The following is an 18,403-nucleotide window of genomic DNA, read 5'->3' on the forward strand; positions in this document are numbered from 1 at the left end:
CCGTTCCTCAAAGCCGCGCAATCGACAAACCGCCATCCACGGCGATCACCGATCCGCTGCAATATGCCATCTGCCCCGTCGCCAGCGGCACCACCGCTTGGCCGATATCTGCAGGCTTGCCCCACCGCGCCGCCGGGATCAGCCCATCTGCGATCCGCGCGTCATATTTGTCTTTCACGCCCGCCGTCATTTCCGTGGCAATCACGCCTGGGCGTATCTCAAAAACACCGATGTTCTCTGCCGCCAGACGCGCTGCAAACAGCTTCACAACCATCGACGCCCCTGCTTTGGAGACGCAGTATTCTGCCCGTTCAGGAGAGGCCATTTCGGCACTTACAGAGGTGACAAAGCTGATCGAGCGATAGTTTTCTCCGTCCTGTGTCACCATGCGCCGCGCAACCTCTTGCGCGAGAAAGAACGCCCCGCGCAGGTTGATGCTCTGCACAAAATCCCAGTTCTCTGGCTGCAAATCGAGCAAATCACCGCGTACGGGCGCCCCGACACCCGCATTGTTCACGAATGCGGTGATCGGCCCCAGCGCCGCCTCCACCTGATCAAGCAGTTGCGGGATGGCCACGATGTCACTGACATCATGGAGGAAATAGACAGCGTCTCCATCAAGCGCCGCAAGTCCAGCCTGCACCGCTGGCGCATCTGCTTCAGGCAGAGACGCAATTGCGATGCGAAAACCAGCCCCCTGCAACGCTTGAGCAATGCCAAGTCCGATACCCTGTTGACCACCTGTTATCAGCGCAACGCCACTCATGCCGCAAACTCCGTTTCCGCGATATGCCGACCGGCACGCAGGGCAAGGGCCGCAATCGTCAGCGCCGGGTTCACCGCCGCAGAGGTCGGCAGAATGGAAGCATCCGTGATAAAGAGATTGGGGTGGTCATGGCTACGCCCAAAGCTGTCCACAACGGATTGCTTCGGATCAGATCCCATGCGGGCTGTGCCGCATTGGTGGGAGGGCGTAGACCGGTCAAAGGCGCGGCTCAGCACCACGGGAAACCCGGCTTGCCGCAGCTTCACTTTCAACCGCTTCACCAAAGCCTCATGCGCCGCCCAGTTGGAGCGTTGCCACACCAAGCTAATCTGCCCATTCTTGACGGTGACGCGGCTATCAGAACGGGGAAGATCTTCACTCATCGCATAGAAATCAAAGCTGCGCGCGGCGATCCAATTGGCAAGAACACTGGGCAGTCCCGACGTCGCTGACAAAATCGGCCCGGTGATTTTGCCAAGCAACTGCACATTGCCCAGAGGGGCGCCCCCTTCCCCATCATCATGGTAGTAGTCATTCACCATCAACGTTTTCTGATAGATCGACCGGTTGCGGCGCAGCGGATGCAATGCCAAGACCGCACTACAATTGTGGTTCATAAAGTTACGCCCAACCTGGTCAGATCGGTTCGCCACACCCGTGGGGCAATTGCAATTAGCCGACGAAAGCAACAGCGCGGCCGAGCGCACGGCACCTGCCGCCAGCACAACCACCGGCGCGGCGATCCGCTTCTCTCTGCCCTCCTGCCTATAGTGTACGGCTGAAACGCGGCCATCCGTGCCGATCTCCAGTCGCTGCACATCGCAACCCGTCCAAAGCGCAATACGCCCCTTGGCGCTGGCTTTCATCAGCACGGTCTCACCATCCTGCTTGCCTGAGCACGTATTGGGATAGGCATCCCAAGTGGTCTGCCCATTGGCCAGCCAAGTCTCAATATCCACCGCCAAAGGCAGCGAAGCCGGCTTCAACCCAACGCCTTTCAGGCGGCGACGCAAATCGGCAATGTCAGCTTCGTCCGGCACCGCTCCATAGGGCAGATTGCCTGAGCGCCCCGGATCGGTTGGATCTTCATCCGCCGCCCCACGCACGTCAAAGAGCGCTTCGGCGGCAGCATAGTCTTTCGCCAGATCCGCATAAGAAATCGGCCATCCCGGCGTGGTACCTTCCATGTGCACAATGGGGCGGAAATCTGACTCCCGGTAGCGCAGCATCACCGCGCCATAAAATTTCGAATTGCCTCCCACATTGTAGTAATTCCCCGGCGAAAAGGCGCGGCCCGCGCCATCAAGCCAGGTTTCATCCGGCCGAAAGTACCCCTGACCAAAGATGGCCTTGGCGTCCCTATCTTGCGGACAAGGGCGTAGTCTTTCGCCACGTTCCAGCACAACAATGCGCTTGCCGCTCGGCGCCAAAGCTGCCGCCATGCTTGCCCCGCCAATGCCTGAGCCGATGATGACCACATCCGCGTCCATCAGGGGGCAATCCGCATCTCGGTATCAGGATCGAACGCAACCGCCTTCTCCATGTTGACGGCGAAAGCAAACTGCTGCCCCGCAGCCACCGGCACATCTGACCGCATACGAGAAATCACATCGCGCCCGCCAAGTTGCATCGACACAAATGTGTCAGATCCCGCAGGCTCCGTCACATCAATGCGGTTGGTCAGCTCCGCGATATTGCTGGACTTGCGGTCTGCGCTGTCCGGATCAGTGATGGTTTCTGGCCGTATGCCCAACAGGATCTCGCGCCCTTCAAAAGGGGCCAGATTGTCCTGACTGAATGGCAGGATTGCCGGGCTTCCGTCAGCCAACGCGACCTGCGCCGCGGGGCGCCCATCCTGCATGACGACCTTGGCAGGCACCACATTCATCGCGGGAGACCCCATGAATGTTGCCACAAAGATATTGGCAGGGTTGTCATAGATCTCTTGCGGCGTGCCAAGTTGCTGAACATAGCCGCCGTTCATCACCGCAATCCGGGTAGACAGTGTTAGCGCCTCGATCTGGTCGTGCGTCACATAAACAATAGTCGTACCAAGCTTCTGGTGCAGCTTCTTGATCTCCGTGCGCATGTCCACGCGCAGCTTTGCATCAAGGTTTGACAACGGCTCGTCAAACAGGAACACATCCGGATCCCGCACCAATGCGCGCCCCATGGCGACCCGCTGCCGCTGACCACCCGAAAGTGCACCCGGCTTGCGATCCAGCAGCTGCTCAATCTGCAAAAGCTTGGCCACATCATTCATGGCCTTTTCACGCTCTGGCTTTGGCACTCCGTGCATTTCCAGGCCAAAGGTGATGTTCTGCCCAACGGTCATGTTTGGGTAAAGCGCGTAGCTCTGAAACACCATCGCGATGTTGCGGTTGGAGGGATGAACCCCGTTCATCACCCGATCTTTGATCCGGATTTCGCCTCCGGTGATATCTTCCAGTCCAGCAATCATGTTCAGCAGGGTGGATTTACCGCACCCCGATGGCCCTACGAGCACAAGGAACTCGCCCTCCTCAATCGAGATGTCCACATTGTGCAGCACTTCGATGGCCCCGTAAGATTTGGTTGCCTTATCAATGTCGAGAAAGCCCATGACGTCTTATCCTTTAACTGAGCCCGCCATCAGGCCGCGCACGAAGTACCGTCCAGCCACGATGTAAACGAAGAGAGTGGGCATCGCCGCCAGGATCGCCCCGGCAAAATGCACGTTGTATTCTTTGACACCTGTGCTCGATTGCACGAGGTTGTTGAGTGCCACGGTCATTGGCTGACTGCTCGCATCCGCGAAGGAAGCCCCAAACAGGAAGTCATTCCAGATGTTTGTGAACTGCCAGATCACGCTGACCACCGCGATAGGGCCGGAGCTTGGCAACAGAATGCGCCAGAAGATCTGAAAGAAGCCCGCCCCGTCGATTTGTGCAGCACGGATCAGCTCGGTTGGGAACACCGCATAGTAGTTGCGGAAGTAAAGCGTGGTGAAACCAATACCAAAAACGATGTGGACAAAGGACAGGCCATAGGTCGATCCCGCCAGCCCCATCAGCCCCAGCATACGCGCCATTGGGATCAGAACGATCTGAAACGGGATGAAGCAGGCAAAGAGCATCAGTCCAAAAAGGATCGTGTCCCCTTTAAAGCGCCATTTGGTGAGGACATAGCCGTTCAGCGCGCCAAGCACGGTGGAGATTGCCACCGCAGGCACCACCATCTTGATCGAGTTCCAGAAGTAAGGCTTGAGGCCCGTTGGCTCCACACCAATCTGCGCGCTCGCCCAGGCCTGCTTCCAAGGCTCAAGCGTGAAGGCATCAGGCAGGCTCATCATGCCGCCGCCGGTGATCTCATCAAGCGGCTTCACTGAATTCACCAGCATCACGTAAAGCGGCAGCAGGTAAAACAAGGCAAACAGGATCAGCACCACATAGATCAGCGTGCGCGTGAAACGCCCAGTGCGGATTGCAGTGTCTTGGGTCGCAACAGACATCACCGTTTCTCCCGCAGTTCAGAGTAAAGATAGGGGATCATGATAGAGGCAATCGCCATCAGCATGATGGTGGCCGAAGCCGCGCCAATTCCCATTTGGTTGCGCGTAAACGTGTAGGAATACATGAAGGTCGCAGGGAGCTCCGTGGCTCGCCCCGGTCCACCACCTGTCAACGCGATCACCAGGTCAAAGGTCTTGATCGCGAGGTGGCTCAGGATCACAAAGGCTGACAGGAACGCGGGCCGGAGCTGCGGAATAATGATGCGGCGATACAGGTTCCAATTGCTCGCGCCGTCCATCTGCGCCGCCTTCAGAATCTCATTGTCGATCCCGCGCAATCCGGCCAAGAACATCGCCATCACAAACCCGGAGGTCTGCCAGACAGCGGCCAGAACCACTGTGTAAATCGCAAAGTCCCGGTTCTTGATCCAGTCAAACTTGAAACTTTCCCAGCCCCAAGTGTGCATCACGTTTTCCAACCCGATCCCCGGATCAAGGAACCATTTCCAGGCCGTCCCGGTCACGATAAAGCTCAACGCCATCGGATAGAGGTAGAGGGGGCGCAAAAGACCCTCGCCGCGGATTTTCTGATCCAGAAAGATCGCAAGCCCCAAGCCAATCGCTGTGCAAAGCGTGATGTAAAGCAGGGCAAATATGCCCATGTTTGTCAGCGAAATCTCCCAATGGCTCAGACGCCATAGCTTGGAGTAGTTCTCCCAGCCAACCCAGCCATAAGACGGCAACAGACGACTGTCGGTGAAACTCAGATAAACGGAGAACAGGATAAACCCATAGACAAACACCAGGATCACAGCCAACGAGGGCGAAAGCACCAGTTTGGGAATCCAATTCTGTAGACGGGTTTTGAAATCCGCCTCAGCAGTCTGCGCCATGACGCGACCTCCATTGGGAAAGTAGATAAGTCCGTTTTAGGTGGCGGGGCCTAAAGTGACAGCCCCGCCTGGGGAGGTAACCCTTTGGATTACTTCGCGATATCCACCGCATCGACGAGTTCCTGCACAGCGGTCTCGCTGTCATACTCGCCGTTGAAATGCGCCGTTACCACGTCATAAACCGCGTTTTTCACAGAGGCTGGTGCCGCGTGGCCATGCGCCATGGAACCAAACAGATTGCCGCTGGAAGCTGCCGCAGCCAGATCCTTCATGCCTTGCTTGCCGCAGGCGTCAAAGTCCGCGTCAGACACATCGGTACGCGCTGGTACAGAGCCTTTAACCACGTTGAATGCGGACTGGAAGCTTGGCGACAGGATGGCGCTTGCAAGCGCCGCCTGCTCCGAAGAAACTTCGCCGCCTTGGTCAAACATCATGAACTGGTCGGCGTTAAACGTGACCTGCTCCGCCGTACCAGGGAAGCGGAAGCACAGGAAATCCTCGCCCGGTACTTTACCCGCGTTCAGGAATTCACCCTTTGCCCAGTCTCCCATCATCTGGAAACCAGCTTCACCGTTGATCACCATCGCAGTCGCGAGGTTCCAGTCGCGGCCGGAGAAGTTGTCGTCCACGTTGTCTCGGATGAAGGCCATGCGATCAAAGGCTGTTTTCATGGCGTCGCTGCCAAGGGTCTCGCTGTCCAGATCGATGAAGGCCGCTTTGTAGCCATCCGGACCAAGCGCACCCATTGCGACCGCGTCAAATACGGTAGCGTCCTGCCAAGCCTGACCACCATGCGCAATCGGAGTCACGCCTGCAGCTTTCAGAGCTTCAACCGCGGACACAAACTCATCCCATGAGGTAGGCTGCGCAATGCCATTGGCGTCCAGCACGGCCTTATTGGCCCAGACCCAGTTGGTCGAATGCACGTTCACCGGCGCGGAGACCCACTTGCCGTCTGCCTTGGCAAAGGCTTTCAACGCATCAGGGACAACCTCGTCCCAACCTTCTTTCGCCGCAACCTCATTAAGATCTGCAAGCGCACCTTGGTTGGCCCAGTCAAGAATATCAAAGCCCAGCGCCTGTACGGCGGTTGGCGGGTTTCCCGCAGTAACCCGTGCGCGCAGAACAGTCATCGCCTGTTCACCACCACCGCCGGCGACCGGCATATCCTGCCAACCCACGCTCTGGCCTTCCAGATCCTGCTTCAGCACGTTCAGCGCGGCGGCTTCACCACCGGACGTCCACCAGTGCAGCACCTCTACGTCTGCCGCCTGCACCATGCTGGTGCTGGCCAGAAGTGCGCCCACAACGGCGGCCTTAGTTTTTGTAAAAATTCGCATGTTATCCTCCCAATCTGCGAAGTTTCTTTCGTTATTCGTCGTTTGTGTCGGTCACCCAACGCGCCCGGGTATTCCCGATCCGCATCACAACCGATTTCACCTCCATAAATTCTTCAAAGCCATAGCGTCCGATCTCTCTCCCCTGACCGGATTGCTTGGCCCCTCCAAATGTGACCTCAGGAAATCCATCCATCCATGTGTTCGTCCAAACGGTGCCCGCTTCGGCACGACGGCTAAACGCCAGACAGGTGTGGACATTGTTGCTCCACACACCAGCAGACAGACCGTAATCCGTGCCATTGGCCAACGTGACCGCCTCCTCAAGCGTGTCAAATGTCATCACAGACAACACTGGACCAAAAATCTCGTCTTGTGCAGCCCCCATGTGAGCGCTCACATCAGTTAAAACAGTTGGTTGGTAAAACTGACCGTCCAATCCGTCCACAGACAGCGGTCCGCCACCCAAGGCAACTTTCGCGCCGGCGGCCTGTGCGGCCTCCACATGCTGGTGAATCTGCGCTTTATGCGCTTCTGTCACAATCGCACCGACTTGAGTGGCCTCATCCATCGGGTCGCCAAAGCGCACGTTGCGAGACTGCGCGACGACGCGGGCAACGAACTCTTCCGCAATATCCTTATGCACAATCACGCGGCTCGAGCCGTTACAGCACTGTCCGACGTTGAAGTAGGTGCCGAACACCACCGCGTCCACGGCTTCGTCCAGATCACAATCTGGGAAAATAACCTGCGCGTTTTTTCCTCCAAGTTCCAGCGCCACTTTCTTAAGTGTATCCGCTGCAACTTTGCTGATCAGCTTACCCACACGGGTGGACCCGGTGAAGCTGACCATGTCCACGTCCTTATGTGCAGCCATCACGCTGCCAACCGGCTCCCCGTGCCCCAACACGATGTTGCACACACCCGCAGGCAAGCCCGCCTCAATCAAAAGCTCCCCCAACATCACTGTTGTGCTTGGCGTCATCTCAGAGGGCTTAACCACGCAGGTACAGCCCGCCGCGAGCGCGAAAGGCAGTTTCTGGCTCAGGATCCAGAAAGGGAAGTTCCAAGGTGTGATGATCGACACAACCCCAATAGGCTGCTTCAAAACCATCGCCACCATGTCTTCGCCAAGCGTATCGTGGCTATCACCGTGAACACTCCGCGCAAGACTTGCCGCATAGCGCCACAAATCCGCAGCTCCGGTCACTTCGCCCCGCGCTTGCGCAATCGGCTTGCCGCTTTCCAGCACCTCAAGCTCAATCATACGATCTGCATTGGCTTCAATCAGGTCCGCCACTTTGAGCAAAACGGTGGCGCGTTCCTTGCCGGAAATACGGCTCCAGACACCTGCATCAAAAGCCTTGCGCGCCGCTTTAATCGCTGCCTCTGCTTCGACTTCACCACCCATCGCGGAACGGCTCACCACGACGCCATGGCTAGGAGACACCCGTTCAAACGTCCCACCATCTGCGCTGCCCTGCCAGATGCCATCAATCAGATGACGTCCCTCAAAAGGATCCGCTGCGGGCACAAAGCCAACCGAAGGCCGTATCGCAAGCTCGTTCATTCTCTATTTCCCCGTAAACTGCGCAGCGCGTTTTTCCATAAAGGCCGCCACGCCTTCGTCTCTGTCGTCACTCGCGGCAATGGCGGCGCTGCCCAGCGCCTCAATCATCGCACCGCTGTCCTCACCGCTTCCCGCCAAAATCATGGATTTTGTGATCTCAACCGCGCGCGGCGAAAGCGCCATCTGCTCTTCTGCCAATGCCTGCGCCGCTTGCAGCGGATCCTCGGCAATCTCCGCCAAAAATCCGGCCTGCTGAGCGCGTTCAGCACTAATACGGCGCCCAAACAACGCCATTTCCTTAACCAGCACCTCACCGATCAGCCGCACCAACCTCTGGGTGCCCGACCAGCCGGGAATAATCCCCACACGCGCCTCAGGCAACGCCAGCAGCGCTTTGGGCGCCGCGATCCGCAGATCACAGGCCGTTGCCAGCTCTAAGCCGCCGCCAAAAGCATGGCCATTGATCGCAGCGATTGTTGGTTTGGACAGTCTCGCAATGCGATCGAACAGACGATGCCCGTCCCGCACCCAATGGCGCGCAAACTCGGCCGGGCTCAGGATGCCCCAGGCCGCAATGTCCGCACCGCTGCAAAAGGCCTTTTGCCCCGCGCCTGTCAAAATCAGCACACGCACGGCGCTGTCTCGTTCAATCGCGCCAATATGGGTCTCAAGAGCCTCCAGCATGGGCACATCCAACGCGTTGTATTTCGCGTCATTCTGAAGCGTCAGCGTGGCGACCCCGCCCTTGACCTCAAGCGCGACCCCGCTCACAGCGACAGCCCCATAGGTGCTTGGCTCAACAGCTTTTTGTCCATGACAACAGCGTTCTCCGCCACCGTCACACGGCCCTCGGTTGGCCCCACGATGTCCGCCTGAGCGTCAATGCCGGGCATAATCTCCGTAGCAACAAGTCCCTGATCAGTGAGCCGGATCACACAGCGCTCGGTGATGTAAAGCACCTCCTGACCTGTCTCCCGCGCCCGCGTACCGGAGAAGGTCACATGTTCAACCTGATCCACCATCTTGGTAAACTTACCGGGCGTTGCCACCTTCAGCGCATCCTCAGACAGGTCCATCTGCGCCCCGGCCTCGAACCAGCCCGAGAAGACGATCTTCTTCGCCCGCGCGGTGATATCAACAAAGCCACCGCAACCTGCTGTCAAATAAGGCTTCTTACCCAGTTTGGAGACATTCACATTGCCCTCCACATCAACCTCAAGGAAGGAAAGGAAGGACATATCAAACCCTCCCCCTTGGAAGTAGATGAACTGCTGCGGACTTGGCACAAACGCATCTGCATTGGACGCACAGCCAAAGGCAAATCCGGTCAATGGCACGCCACCAACAGCACCCTGTTCAATCGCCCAGGTCACCGCCTCCGGGTGGCCTTCCTCAAGCAGAATACGCGGCACCATGGCGCTGATGCCAAAGCCGAGATTGGCAGTCTGTCCCTTGGCAAGCTCCATCGCCGCCCGGCGCGCGATCACTTTCTCAACGCCATAGTCTGCCAAAGCAAAGCTGTCCCACGGGCGCATGATCTGCCCGCTGATCGCTGGATCGTAAGGAGTCTCACAGGTCTGCTTTTGGTCCGCGTCAATCACCACCAGATCGACAAGATGTCCCGGCACCCGCACATCATGTGGCCGCAGGCTGCCGCGCGCGGTCATCCGCTGCACCTGCGCAATCACCAGCCCGCCATTGTTACGCGCGGCAATCGCCTGTTCGAGGCCGCCAAGATAGGCCCCTTCGTGCTCATAGGTCAGGTTGCCGCGCTCATCCGCTGTGGTCGCCCGCAAGATACAAACATCCGGTGCGATGTTTGGGAAATGCAGCCAGGTTTGCCCGCCAAAATCTTCTCGGCTCACAATCGGTGCTGCCGCGCCCTTGTCGTTCATCGCGCAGCCTTCGCGCACGGGGTCGACAAAGGTCTGCAATCCAACCTGCGTCAGCACCCCGGGCCGTTTCGCCGCCGCTTCGCGATGCATGTCAAACAGGATACCTGATGGCACATTGTAGGCCGCCACCCGATCTTCAACGATCATCTCCCAGATCGCAGGCATCTCAAGGCTTGAGGGACCAGACGGATAAGACCCTGCAATCACACGCGAGAGCAGTCCATCCTGCGCCAGATAATCCATCCCTTTGACGCCATACATATCACCGGCGGCAATCGGATGGATTGACGTGATGTTCTGCGGATGTCCCTCGGCTTCAAACCGCGCTCCGATGGCTTTCAAAACAAGATCAGGGCAGCCAAGCGACGAGCTTGAGGACACCGTCACAACAGCCCCATCTTTGATACGTGCGACTGCATCGCTTGCGGAAACCAGTTTGCTCATGCCAGATCTCCGTAGTCCACATCCACTGCCTGACCGGTCTGTGCTGCGTCGCGCACCGCCATGGCAACCGCCAAAGACTTCACGCCATCCTGCCCATCCGCTGCGGCGCGCCCGGTCCCGGCGACAGCGCTGTAGAAATCTGCAAGCCCCTGTTCATAAAGGTTGTGTCGAGACACCTCGACAGCTGCACGTCCTGCAGCAGTAACCAGCTCCGCATCGCCAACCGGCTCCTGTGTCATCACGTCCTTTGCGAAAATCGACCCTTCGGTGCCATGCACCTCCAATCCGCTGCCCGCAAAAGGATGGGTAAAACTCTCATGGCTCATCACCATGGCACCACTTGGCATGGTCCAGACGGACATGGCGCTGTCCTCCACACCCTCGCCCATGCCCGAGGCCGCCACCTGTGCCACCACGCGCTGAGGGTCTTCACCCAGCAAGAACCGCGCCACATCCGCATCATGTACCGTAATGTCGGGGATCACACCGCCACCCGCAGTGGCGTCATTGATCCGCCATCCCTGCAAATGCGGCGGCAAATGCACCGCATGGAAAATCCTCAGCGACAGCACTTTGCCAATCTTGCCCTCCGCAATCAGCGCTTGCATCGCGCGATGCGTGCCGGAGCAACGCAGGTGGTGGTTCGTTGCAAAGGTAACGCCTGCCGTCTCAGCGGCCTTCACCATATCCGCCGCATCCGCAACGCTCATCGCCAGAGGTTTTTCACAAAGCACATGTTTGCCCGCGGCAATGGCCGCCATGGCCTGAGGCAAGTGTTTCTCGTTGGTGGAGGAGATATAAACCGCATCGCAGCTCTCATCAGCCAGCGCTTCGGCAAGATCCGTCGTGGATTTCGGCACATTGTGGGCCGACGCCCAGTCCGCGCCATGCTGCGCCGAACCGCTCACAACCCAAGCGACGTCACCGCCCTTTTGAGCGCGCACCGCTCCCAACATGTATTGAGATGCGATCGTGCTCGCCCCGACAAAAACCCAACGCATAGAAACTTCGCCTCCCTGTCAGATCACTCGCAACCAAATTGGAACGATCTAATTTCCGAGTCACACCATAATTGGAACGTTCTAAATTTGACAATCCCCTTTTTGAGACTTTTCTCAGCCAGCAGCAAAGCCCTCAAAAACCCCATTGCTTTCCACGCAGTTTGCGCGGCACTAAGTTCCACAAGAACATGCCGACAGGACACGCACGTGGCTCAGATCAGCTTCAAACAGCTTCAGGCCTTCGTGGCCGTGGCCGACCTGCAAAGCTTCCGCCGCGCAGCGGACAAACTCAACACAACGCAGCCCAATATCTCCAGCCGTATCACCACGCTTGAGGCGCAAATTGGTCACCGCTTGATGTCCCGCGACGCAGGCTCCGTGCGCCTCTCGCCAATAGGAACGAAGCTTCTCATACAGGCGCGCGCAGTTTTACAGGCAATGGATGGTTTTTTACTGTCTGCAGAAGACGATAGCCTGTTTGATGGCACCCTGCGCATTGGTGTCACCGAAATGATCGTACACACATGGCTGGGCGCTTTCTTCGCCGCGTTGAAGGCCCGCTTCCCCAACATCGACGTCGACCTCACCGTCGATCTCTCCCTCAATCTGTCTGATGCCCTGCTGGAGCGGCGCATTGATCTTGCATTGCAGAACGGCCCCTTTCACTACGAGACAACGGGCAACACCGATTTAGGCCCACTGCCGATGATGTGGGTGGGATCGCCGAAGCTGGAGATGGGCACCAAAGTTCTCTCGCTGCGCGACCTTGCGCAACATCCCGTCCTGACCCACGCCCGCGGCACCATTCCCTACCGCCAGATGCAGGAGCACTTTGCCGCCTTCCCCGACATATCGGTCCGTCATGTGTCGTCATCCAACCTTGCGGCGTGCCACCAGATGACGCGCGACGGCCTTGGCGTGGCCTGCCTGCCCGAAGCGATGGTGCGCGATGATCTCGCCCAAGGCACGCTCTTGCCCTTGCGCTATCTCTGGGTGCCAGACGCCCTGCAATTCTTTGCCCGCTTTGATGCGGACACCTGCCCCAGCTTTGTCAGCGCCGCTGCAGAGCTCGCCCAGATTGAGGCTAAAACTCACGCGCGCGCAATCAAAGGATAAATTTTCTTTATCGTTCACATTCAATCTAATAATTGGATTTCATGACCCGCCTGCCACTAGGCTGATCTTAGTAAGACAGCAAAGAGGCGCATCATGCCCACACCAGCGGCCCGCTTGGGCGTAGATATTGGCGGCACATTCACCGACGTGGTGCTCGAGATCGGCGAAGATCGGCACTCCACAAAGGTGCTGACCACCTACGCCGCCCCGGAAAACGCCATTGTGGACGGGATGCACAAGGTCTGCGCCAAAGCAGGTGTCACCCCAGCGGTTATCACGCAGATCATCCATGGCACCACGCTGGCCACCAATGCTCTGATCGAACGGCGCGGCGCAAAGACAGCTTTGATCACAACCAAGGGCTTTCGCGACGTCATCGAAATGCGCACCGAAAGCCGCTTTGAACAATATGATCTCAACCTCACGCTCCCCGAACCACTGCTGCCGCGCAACCGACGCTATGTGGTTAGCGAACGCATGGACGCAACCGGCAACCCTCTGATCCCGCTGGACCGCGCAGAGATCGAACAACTCGCCGATGAGCTTGCCGAAGCGGAATATGAAAGCATCGCGGTTGGGTTGCTGCATTCCTACGTGAACGATGCCCACGAGCGCCTGATTGCCGAAGTTCTGGCGGAAAAGCTGCCCCACGTGATGGTCTCGCTATCCTGCGAAGTGTCGCCACAGATGCGCGAATACGAGCGTTTCAACACCACCATCGCCAACGCCTACATCAAACCGCTGATGAAGTCCTACCTCGGCCGTTTGAAATCCCGCCTGGCAGACGAAGGCGCGGCTTGCCCTGTCTTTTTGATGCACTCAGGTGGCGGCATCATGTCTCTGGAAAGCGCGGCTGACTTCCCTGTGCGGCTGGTGGAAAGCGGCCCGGCGGGTGGCGCGATCTTCGCCGCAGACATCGCCGCCAAACACGGGCTTTCCAAGGTCCTGAGTTTCGATATGGGCGGCACCACCGCCAAAATCTGCCTGATCAAGGATCAAACCCCAAAAACCGCCCGCGTGTTTGAAGTGGCCCGCACCTATCGTTTCAAAAAGGGATCAGGCATGCCCATCTCGATTCCCGTGATCGACATGGTGGAAATCGGCGCGGGCGGCGGCTCGCTCGCCCATGTCGACGGCATGAACCAGATCCGCGTTGGCCCCGAAAGCGCAGGGTCAGAGCCCGGCCCGGCCTGCTATGGGCGTGGCGGTGAAAACCCAGCTGTGACCGATGCGGATCTGATCCTTGGCAAGCTTGATCCCAACAATTTCGCCGGCGGCTCAATCCCGCTACACCCTAGCAATTCTGCAAAGGCTCTGGACACTGTCATCGGCAATACTCTGGACATGGACGCGATTGAGGCCGCCTTTGGGCTGGCCGAGGTTGTCGATGAAAACATGGCCAATGCCGCCCGTGTCCATGCGGTCGAAAACGGCGAAGACCTCAGCGAATATACCATGATCGCTTTTGGAGGCGCAGCCCCGCTTCACGCAGCAAGGCTCTGCGAAAAGCTCGGTGTCGCCCGCTGCCTCGTACCCAAAGGGGCCGGTGTTGGATCGGCCATCGGCTTCCTGCGCGCGCCCTTTAGTTTTGAGGCCAACCGCTCTGTGTTCATGCGCCTCAACGCCTTTGATCCGACGCAGGTCAAAACCCTCTTTGCCGAGATGTCTGAAGAAGCCACAGGATTTGTGCGCTCCTGCGATGCAGATGCCGAAATCCTGCGCGATCACAAGATCTACATGCGCTATGCGGGTCAGGGCTGGGAAATTCCAATCTCCCTGACAGCTGAGCAAGCCGCTGCCCCTGACGCTGCCACCTTCCTCCGCCTTTTTGAGGCCGACTACGAAGCCCTCTTTGGCCGTGCAGTCGAGGGAATGGAGGTCGAAATCACGGTCTGGAGCGTCAACGCCTACACCGCGCAAGCTGCCACAACACCGCTCACTGAACTTGGCGCACTGATCAAAGTTGACGCAACCACAACACGCCCCCTCTTTGATCCGGCACGCGCCGCAACGGTAGACGCCGCCGCGCTCGCGCGCTCTGATCTGCCTGCAGGCCACATGGCGCATGGCCCCGCCCTGATCACAGAGGATGAAACCACCGTTGTTGTCCCAAGCAGCCGCGATGTCTGCACCCATAGCGACGGCACGTTGGATGTCCGCCTGAAGGAGACCGCCCAATGAACCGTCCAGAAACCGGGCACAGCAAAGTCGCCTATCAGGTCATGTGGAACCGCTTGATCTCCGTCGTCGAAGAACAGGCACAGGCGCTGGTGCGCACAGCCTTTTCAACGTCTGTGCGTGAGGCGGGCGACCTCTCTGCTGGTGTCTACAACGCCGCCGGGGACATGCTTGCTCAGGCTGTCACCGGCACCCCGGGCCATGTGAACGCCATGGCCGATGCTGTGGGGCACTTTATCCGCCGTATCGGGCGCGACAACATGCGCGAAGGCGATGTCTACCTCACCAATGATCCCTGGGAGGGCACTGGCCACAAACATGACATCACGGTGGTCACACCATCGTTTTACGCAGGGCAACTCATCGGCTTCTTTGCCTGCACGGCCCATGTCACCGATATTGGCGGTCGTGGCTTTGGCGCGGATGCCAATGATGTCCACGAAGAGGGGCTCTACATCCCGATCATGAAATTCGCCAACCGTGGCGAAGTGGACCAGACTTTAATCGCGCTCATTCGCGGCAATGTACGCGAACCGGATCAGCTGGTCGGCGACATCTACGCTTTGGCCAATTGCAACGATATCGGCCACCGTCGCCTGATCGACATGGTGCAGGAGTTTGATCTGCCGGATCTGACCGGCATCTCCGACTTCATCCTGACCAACTCACGCCAAGCCACATTGGAGCGCATCAACGCCCTCGCCCCCGGCACCGCCTCCGGGCATCTGCGCATCGACGGCTACGACAAACCGATTGATCTGCATGTTACGCTGACCATCGAGAAAGACCGTATTGTCAGTGATTGGGACGGCACGTCCGGCCTCGACAAAAAAGGCATCAACGTCCCTCTGGTCTACACCAAGGCCTACGCCTGCTACGCGCTCAAATGCGCCATCGCACCGGAAATCCCGAACAATGCCGCCTCACTGGCTCCGTTTGAGATCGCTGCGCCGGAAAACAGTATTGTAAATGCCAAGTTCCCGGCCCCAGTGGCCCTGCGCCACGTGATTGGCCATATGGTGCCTGACACGGTTTACAACGCGCTCGACAAACTCCTGCCCGGTGTGGTTCCTGCCGAGGGCGCCGGGTGCCTGTGCAATTTCCAACTGTCCCTCCGGCCCCGAATGGACGCGCCCGCCCCGCCAGACGCCACACGCGCCGAAGTGCTCACTTTCAACTCCGGTGGCTCCGGCGCGCGCCCGGCGCTGGATGGCATGAGCGCTACGGCCTTCCCATCTGGTGTGATGACCATGCCCGTGGAAGCCACCGAACAGGTCGGCCCGGTGATCATCTGGCGCAAGGAGCTGCGCCCGGACAGCGGCGGCGCGGGTCAGTATCGCGGCGGTCTCGGGCAATATATGGACGTCGGCGCCCGCGAAGGACACGAGTTTGACATTTCGCTCATGTTGGACCGTGTGGACCACCCGGCACTTGGACGCCGCGACGGCCTTGCAGGGGGCGCAACCACCATCCAACGCGATGACGGCACCCCGATCCCGGGCAAAGGCAAACATTTCATCTCACACGGCGAAGTTGTGCAAATGGCCTTCCCCGGCGGCGCTGGCTACGGTAACCCTCAAGCGCGCGATGCCGACATGGTGAAACGCGATCTGGCCCTTGGCTACATCACACCAGAGCACGCCGCACAGCACTACAACATCTCGGACGCAGATATTGCCGAGGCCCTGACACGGGCAAAACGGGGGGACACTCTTTAATGGCGACTGGCACCTGGGCAACCAAACCCACCAAAACATCTTATGACGTCGTGATCATTGGCGGGGCCATCATGGGCTCCTCCACCGCGTGGTTTCTGTCCGACAACCCCGATTTCAATGGGTCCGTCTTGGTGGTCGAAAAGGATCCGTCTTACGAATTCACCTCCACCGCCCACACCAACTCCTGCATGCGGCAGCAGTTCTCCAACAAACTGAACGTAGAGATTTCGCAATTCGCGGCAGATTTTGTCAAAAACCTGCGCAGCTACATGGGCGGGGATGACCGCGTTCCCGAACTCGACATTCAAAGCTACGGCTATCTCTATCTCGCCGACAATGACGCCTTTGCCCAAACACTGCGCGAAAACCAGAAAATCCAACGCAAGGCTGGTGCCGAAACCGAGCTGCTCACTGCTGAAGAAATTGCCGCACGCTACCCGTTTTACAACGTCGAAGACATCAAGCTTGGCTCCATCAACACCAAGGACGAAGGCTATTGGGATGGCGGCGTGGTGTTTGACTGGTTTCGCCGCTCCGCACGCGAACGCGGCGTAGAATATGTGCAGGGCGAAGTTGTCGCCATGGCACGCGAAGCAGGCAAAATCACATCCGTGACGCTAGCCTCCGGCGATGTGATCTCTTGTGGTCAGGTGGTCAACACCTCAGGGCCGCGCGCCGCGCGCACCGCCGAAATGGCAGGCATCGCGCTCCCGGTAGAACCACGCAAGCGCTTCACCTGGATTTTCTCCGCAGAGCAACCCCTGCCAATGGAACTGCCGCTCACGATCGATCCAAGCGGGGTTCACTTCCGCCAGGACGGACCAGAGACCTATCTCGCAGGATGTGCTGCCGACCCTGACCCAGCCGTTGCCTATGATGACTTCCACATGGATCACAACCGCTGGCAGGATCATGTCTGGCCCATTATCGCCACCCGTATCCCCCAGTTTGAGGCTATCAAAGTGGTCACCGAGTGGGCTGGGCACTACGCCTTTAACACCCTGGATCAAAACGCTATTCTCGGCCCCCATCCAGAAATCAGCAACTTCCTGTTCCAAAACGGTTTCTCCGGCCACGGGCTACAGCAAAGCCCCGCAATGGGCCGCGCAATGGCGGAATGGCTCACCTACGGCGAATACCGCGCTCTGGACATGTCGCCTTTTGCGTTTGAACGTGTGCTCACAAACACACCAATCGTCGAAAAGGCCGTGATCTGATGGTAGCTCCCAATCCCTTCCTTGCCGAAATTCGCGCAGGCAATGCGCAAATCGGCATCTGGCTCAGCATGGCCAACGCACAGGCCACAGAAATCGTGGCGCATTCCGGCTATGACTGGGCGCTCATTGATATGGAGCATTCTCCCAATGAGCTTTCCACCGTGATGGATCAGCTGCGGGTGCTGGAAGGATTTGAGACCACAGCACTTGTCCGCCCGGATTGGAACGACCCCGTGAAGGTCAAGCGCCTGCTTGATATGGGCGCGCCCGGATTGCTTTTTCCAATGGTCAACACCGTCGAAGAGGCAGAGGCTGCTGTTGCGGCCACGCGCTATCCGCCGCGCGGCGTGCGCGGTGTGGGCGGCACAACCCGCGCCACCGCCTATGGCCGGGATAAGAGCTATTTTGCTGAGGTCGAAAGCCAAACTGCGGTGCTTGTGCAGGCCGAAACCCTTGAAGCGCTGGAAAACATCGAAGCCATTGCCGCCGTTGACGGTGTGGATGGGATCTTCTTTGGCCCTGCTGACATCGCCGCAGATATGGGCCATCTCGGCCAACCGATGCATGATCAGGTTTGGGCAAAAATCCTGCCCGCAGCCATGCGCCTGATTGGCAAGAAGATCCCGGTTGGCACTGTGATCTCTGATCTGGCCTTTGCCCGCCGCCTGCTTGGCGCAGGCTTCACCTTTGTCGCATGCGGATCTGACACGGGCCTTCTTGCCCAGTCCGCAGACCAGCGGCTCGCCGACCTCAAAGCTCCAAACACAGGATCCTGACC

Annotated in this window: 15 protein-coding genes; 5 read left to right on the forward strand and 10 right to left on the reverse strand. The window is 58.5% G+C overall.

Annotation, left to right across the window (positions count from 1 at the left end; translation table 11 throughout):
• Positions 1-7 precede the first annotated feature (7 nt).
• The 10 genes from ACO07T_RS00845 to ACO07T_RS00890 form a co-directional block, all read right to left on the reverse strand.
• On the reverse strand, positions 8-766 hold the full coding sequence (locus ACO07T_RS00845; protein WP_422047852.1) for a 3-ketoacyl-ACP reductase: 759 nt from the start codon (positions 764-766) through the stop codon (positions 8-10).
• On the reverse strand, positions 763-2,256 hold the full coding sequence (locus ACO07T_RS00850) for a GMC oxidoreductase (RefSeq protein WP_422047853.1): 1,494 nt from the start codon (positions 2,254-2,256) through the stop codon (positions 763-765). Before ACO07T_RS00850 ends, ACO07T_RS00845 begins: the two co-directional genes overlap by 4 nt.
• Positions 2,256-3,368, reverse strand: coding sequence for an ABC transporter ATP-binding protein (locus ACO07T_RS00855; protein ID WP_422047854.1), 1,113 nt, complete (start codon positions 3,366-3,368; stop codon positions 2,256-2,258). The genes ACO07T_RS00850 and ACO07T_RS00855 overlap by 1 nt, the downstream gene beginning before the upstream one ends.
• A gap of 6 nt (positions 3,369-3,374) precedes the next feature.
• Positions 3,375-4,256 (reverse strand): carbohydrate ABC transporter permease, encoded by an 882-nt coding sequence (locus ACO07T_RS00860; RefSeq protein ID WP_209061972.1) that lies wholly within the window; start codon positions 4,254-4,256, stop codon positions 3,375-3,377.
• Positions 4,256-5,149, reverse strand: coding sequence for a carbohydrate ABC transporter permease (locus ACO07T_RS00865; protein WP_209061973.1), 894 nt, complete (start codon positions 5,147-5,149; stop codon positions 4,256-4,258). Before ACO07T_RS00865 ends, ACO07T_RS00860 begins: the two co-directional genes overlap by 1 nt.
• Before the next feature lie 89 nt (positions 5,150-5,238).
• Positions 5,239-6,489 (reverse strand): ABC transporter substrate-binding protein, encoded by a 1,251-nt coding sequence (locus ACO07T_RS00870; protein ID WP_422047855.1) that lies wholly within the window; start codon positions 6,487-6,489, stop codon positions 5,239-5,241.
• A gap of 31 nt (positions 6,490-6,520) precedes the next feature.
• A complete protein-coding gene (locus ACO07T_RS00875) occupies positions 6,521-8,056 on the reverse strand; it encodes an aldehyde dehydrogenase family protein (RefSeq protein WP_422047856.1) in 1,536 nt (511 codons plus the stop codon).
• A 3-nt stretch (positions 8,057-8,059) separates the two neighbouring features.
• Positions 8,060-8,827: an enoyl-CoA hydratase/isomerase family protein gene (locus ACO07T_RS00880; protein WP_422047857.1), complete on the reverse strand. Its 768-nt coding sequence runs from the start codon at positions 8,825-8,827 to the stop codon at positions 8,060-8,062.
• Positions 8,824-10,395 (reverse strand): acyl CoA:acetate/3-ketoacid CoA transferase, encoded by a 1,572-nt coding sequence (locus ACO07T_RS00885; protein ID WP_422047858.1) that lies wholly within the window; start codon positions 10,393-10,395, stop codon positions 8,824-8,826. The genes ACO07T_RS00880 and ACO07T_RS00885 overlap by 4 nt, the downstream gene beginning before the upstream one ends.
• On the reverse strand, positions 10,392-11,396 hold the full coding sequence (locus tag ACO07T_RS00890) for a Gfo/Idh/MocA family protein (protein WP_422047859.1): 1,005 nt from the start codon (positions 11,394-11,396) through the stop codon (positions 10,392-10,394). Before ACO07T_RS00890 ends, ACO07T_RS00885 begins: the two co-directional genes overlap by 4 nt.
• A gap of 207 nt (positions 11,397-11,603) precedes the next feature.
• On the opposite strand from ACO07T_RS00890, the gene ACO07T_RS00895 reads away from it, so the two are divergent.
• From ACO07T_RS00895 to ACO07T_RS00915, 5 genes are all read left to right on the forward strand, one after another.
• Positions 11,604-12,512, forward strand: coding sequence for a LysR family transcriptional regulator (locus tag ACO07T_RS00895; protein WP_422047860.1), 909 nt, complete (start codon positions 11,604-11,606; stop codon positions 12,510-12,512).
• A 93-nt stretch (positions 12,513-12,605) separates the two neighbouring features.
• Positions 12,606-14,693, forward strand: a complete 2,088-nt coding sequence (locus ACO07T_RS00900) for a hydantoinase/oxoprolinase family protein (RefSeq protein WP_422047861.1) — start codon at positions 12,606-12,608, stop codon at positions 14,691-14,693.
• Positions 14,690-16,408 carry a hydantoinase B/oxoprolinase family protein gene (locus tag ACO07T_RS00905; RefSeq protein ID WP_422047862.1) on the forward strand — a complete coding sequence of 573 codons (1,719 nt, stop codon included), beginning with the start codon at positions 14,690-14,692 and terminating at the stop codon, positions 16,406-16,408. Before ACO07T_RS00900 ends, ACO07T_RS00905 begins: the two co-directional genes overlap by 4 nt.
• The gene (locus ACO07T_RS00910) at positions 16,408-17,625 is read left to right on the forward strand and encodes an NAD(P)/FAD-dependent oxidoreductase (RefSeq protein ID WP_422047863.1); all 1,218 of its coding nucleotides are present in this window, start codon (positions 16,408-16,410) and stop codon (positions 17,623-17,625) included. Before ACO07T_RS00905 ends, ACO07T_RS00910 begins: the two co-directional genes overlap by 1 nt.
• Positions 17,625-18,401 carry an HpcH/HpaI aldolase family protein gene (locus ACO07T_RS00915; protein WP_422047864.1) on the forward strand — a complete coding sequence of 259 codons (777 nt, stop codon included), beginning with the start codon at positions 17,625-17,627 and terminating at the stop codon, positions 18,399-18,401. Before ACO07T_RS00910 ends, ACO07T_RS00915 begins: the two co-directional genes overlap by 1 nt.
• The last annotated feature ends 2 nt before the right edge of the window (positions 18,402-18,403 follow it).

Source organism: Shimia sp. (genome assembly GCF_965227725.1).
Classification (GTDB): Bacteria; Pseudomonadota; Alphaproteobacteria; order Rhodobacterales; family Rhodobacteraceae; genus Shimia.

Coding starts and splice junctions, on each gene's coding strand:
- ACO07T_RS00905 (WP_422047862.1), top strand. CDS start 14,690: ATGAACCGTCCAGAAACCGGGCACAGCAAAGTCGCCTATCAGGTCATG.
- ACO07T_RS00910 (WP_422047863.1), top strand. CDS start 16,408: ATGGCGACTGGCACCTGGGCAACCAAACCCACCAAAACATCTTATGAC.
- ACO07T_RS00870 (WP_422047855.1), bottom strand. CDS start 6,489: ATGCGAATTTTTACAAAAACTAAGGCCGCCGTTGTGGGCGCACTTCTG.
- ACO07T_RS00885 (WP_422047858.1), bottom strand. CDS start 10,395: ATGAGCAAACTGGTTTCCGCAAGCGATGCAGTCGCACGTATCAAAGAT.
- ACO07T_RS00845 (WP_422047852.1), bottom strand. CDS start 766: ATGAGTGGCGTTGCGCTGATAACAGGTGGTCAACAGGGTATCGGACTT.
- ACO07T_RS00900 (WP_422047861.1), top strand. CDS start 12,606: ATGCCCACACCAGCGGCCCGCTTGGGCGTAGATATTGGCGGCACATTC.
- ACO07T_RS00875 (WP_422047856.1), bottom strand. CDS start 8,056: ATGAACGAGCTTGCGATACGGCCTTCGGTTGGCTTTGTGCCCGCAGCG.
- ACO07T_RS00860 (WP_209061972.1), bottom strand. CDS start 4,256: ATGTCTGTTGCGACCCAAGACACTGCAATCCGCACTGGGCGTTTCACG.
- ACO07T_RS00865 (WP_209061973.1), bottom strand. CDS start 5,149: ATGGCGCAGACTGCTGAGGCGGATTTCAAAACCCGTCTACAGAATTGG.
- ACO07T_RS00850 (WP_422047853.1), bottom strand. CDS start 2,256: ATGGACGCGGATGTGGTCATCATCGGCTCAGGCATTGGCGGGGCAAGC.
- ACO07T_RS00915 (WP_422047864.1), top strand. CDS start 17,625: ATGGTAGCTCCCAATCCCTTCCTTGCCGAAATTCGCGCAGGCAATGCG.
- ACO07T_RS00890 (WP_422047859.1), bottom strand. CDS start 11,396: ATGCGTTGGGTTTTTGTCGGGGCGAGCACGATCGCATCTCAATACATG.
- ACO07T_RS00855 (WP_422047854.1), bottom strand. CDS start 3,368: ATGGGCTTTCTCGACATTGATAAGGCAACCAAATCTTACGGGGCCATC.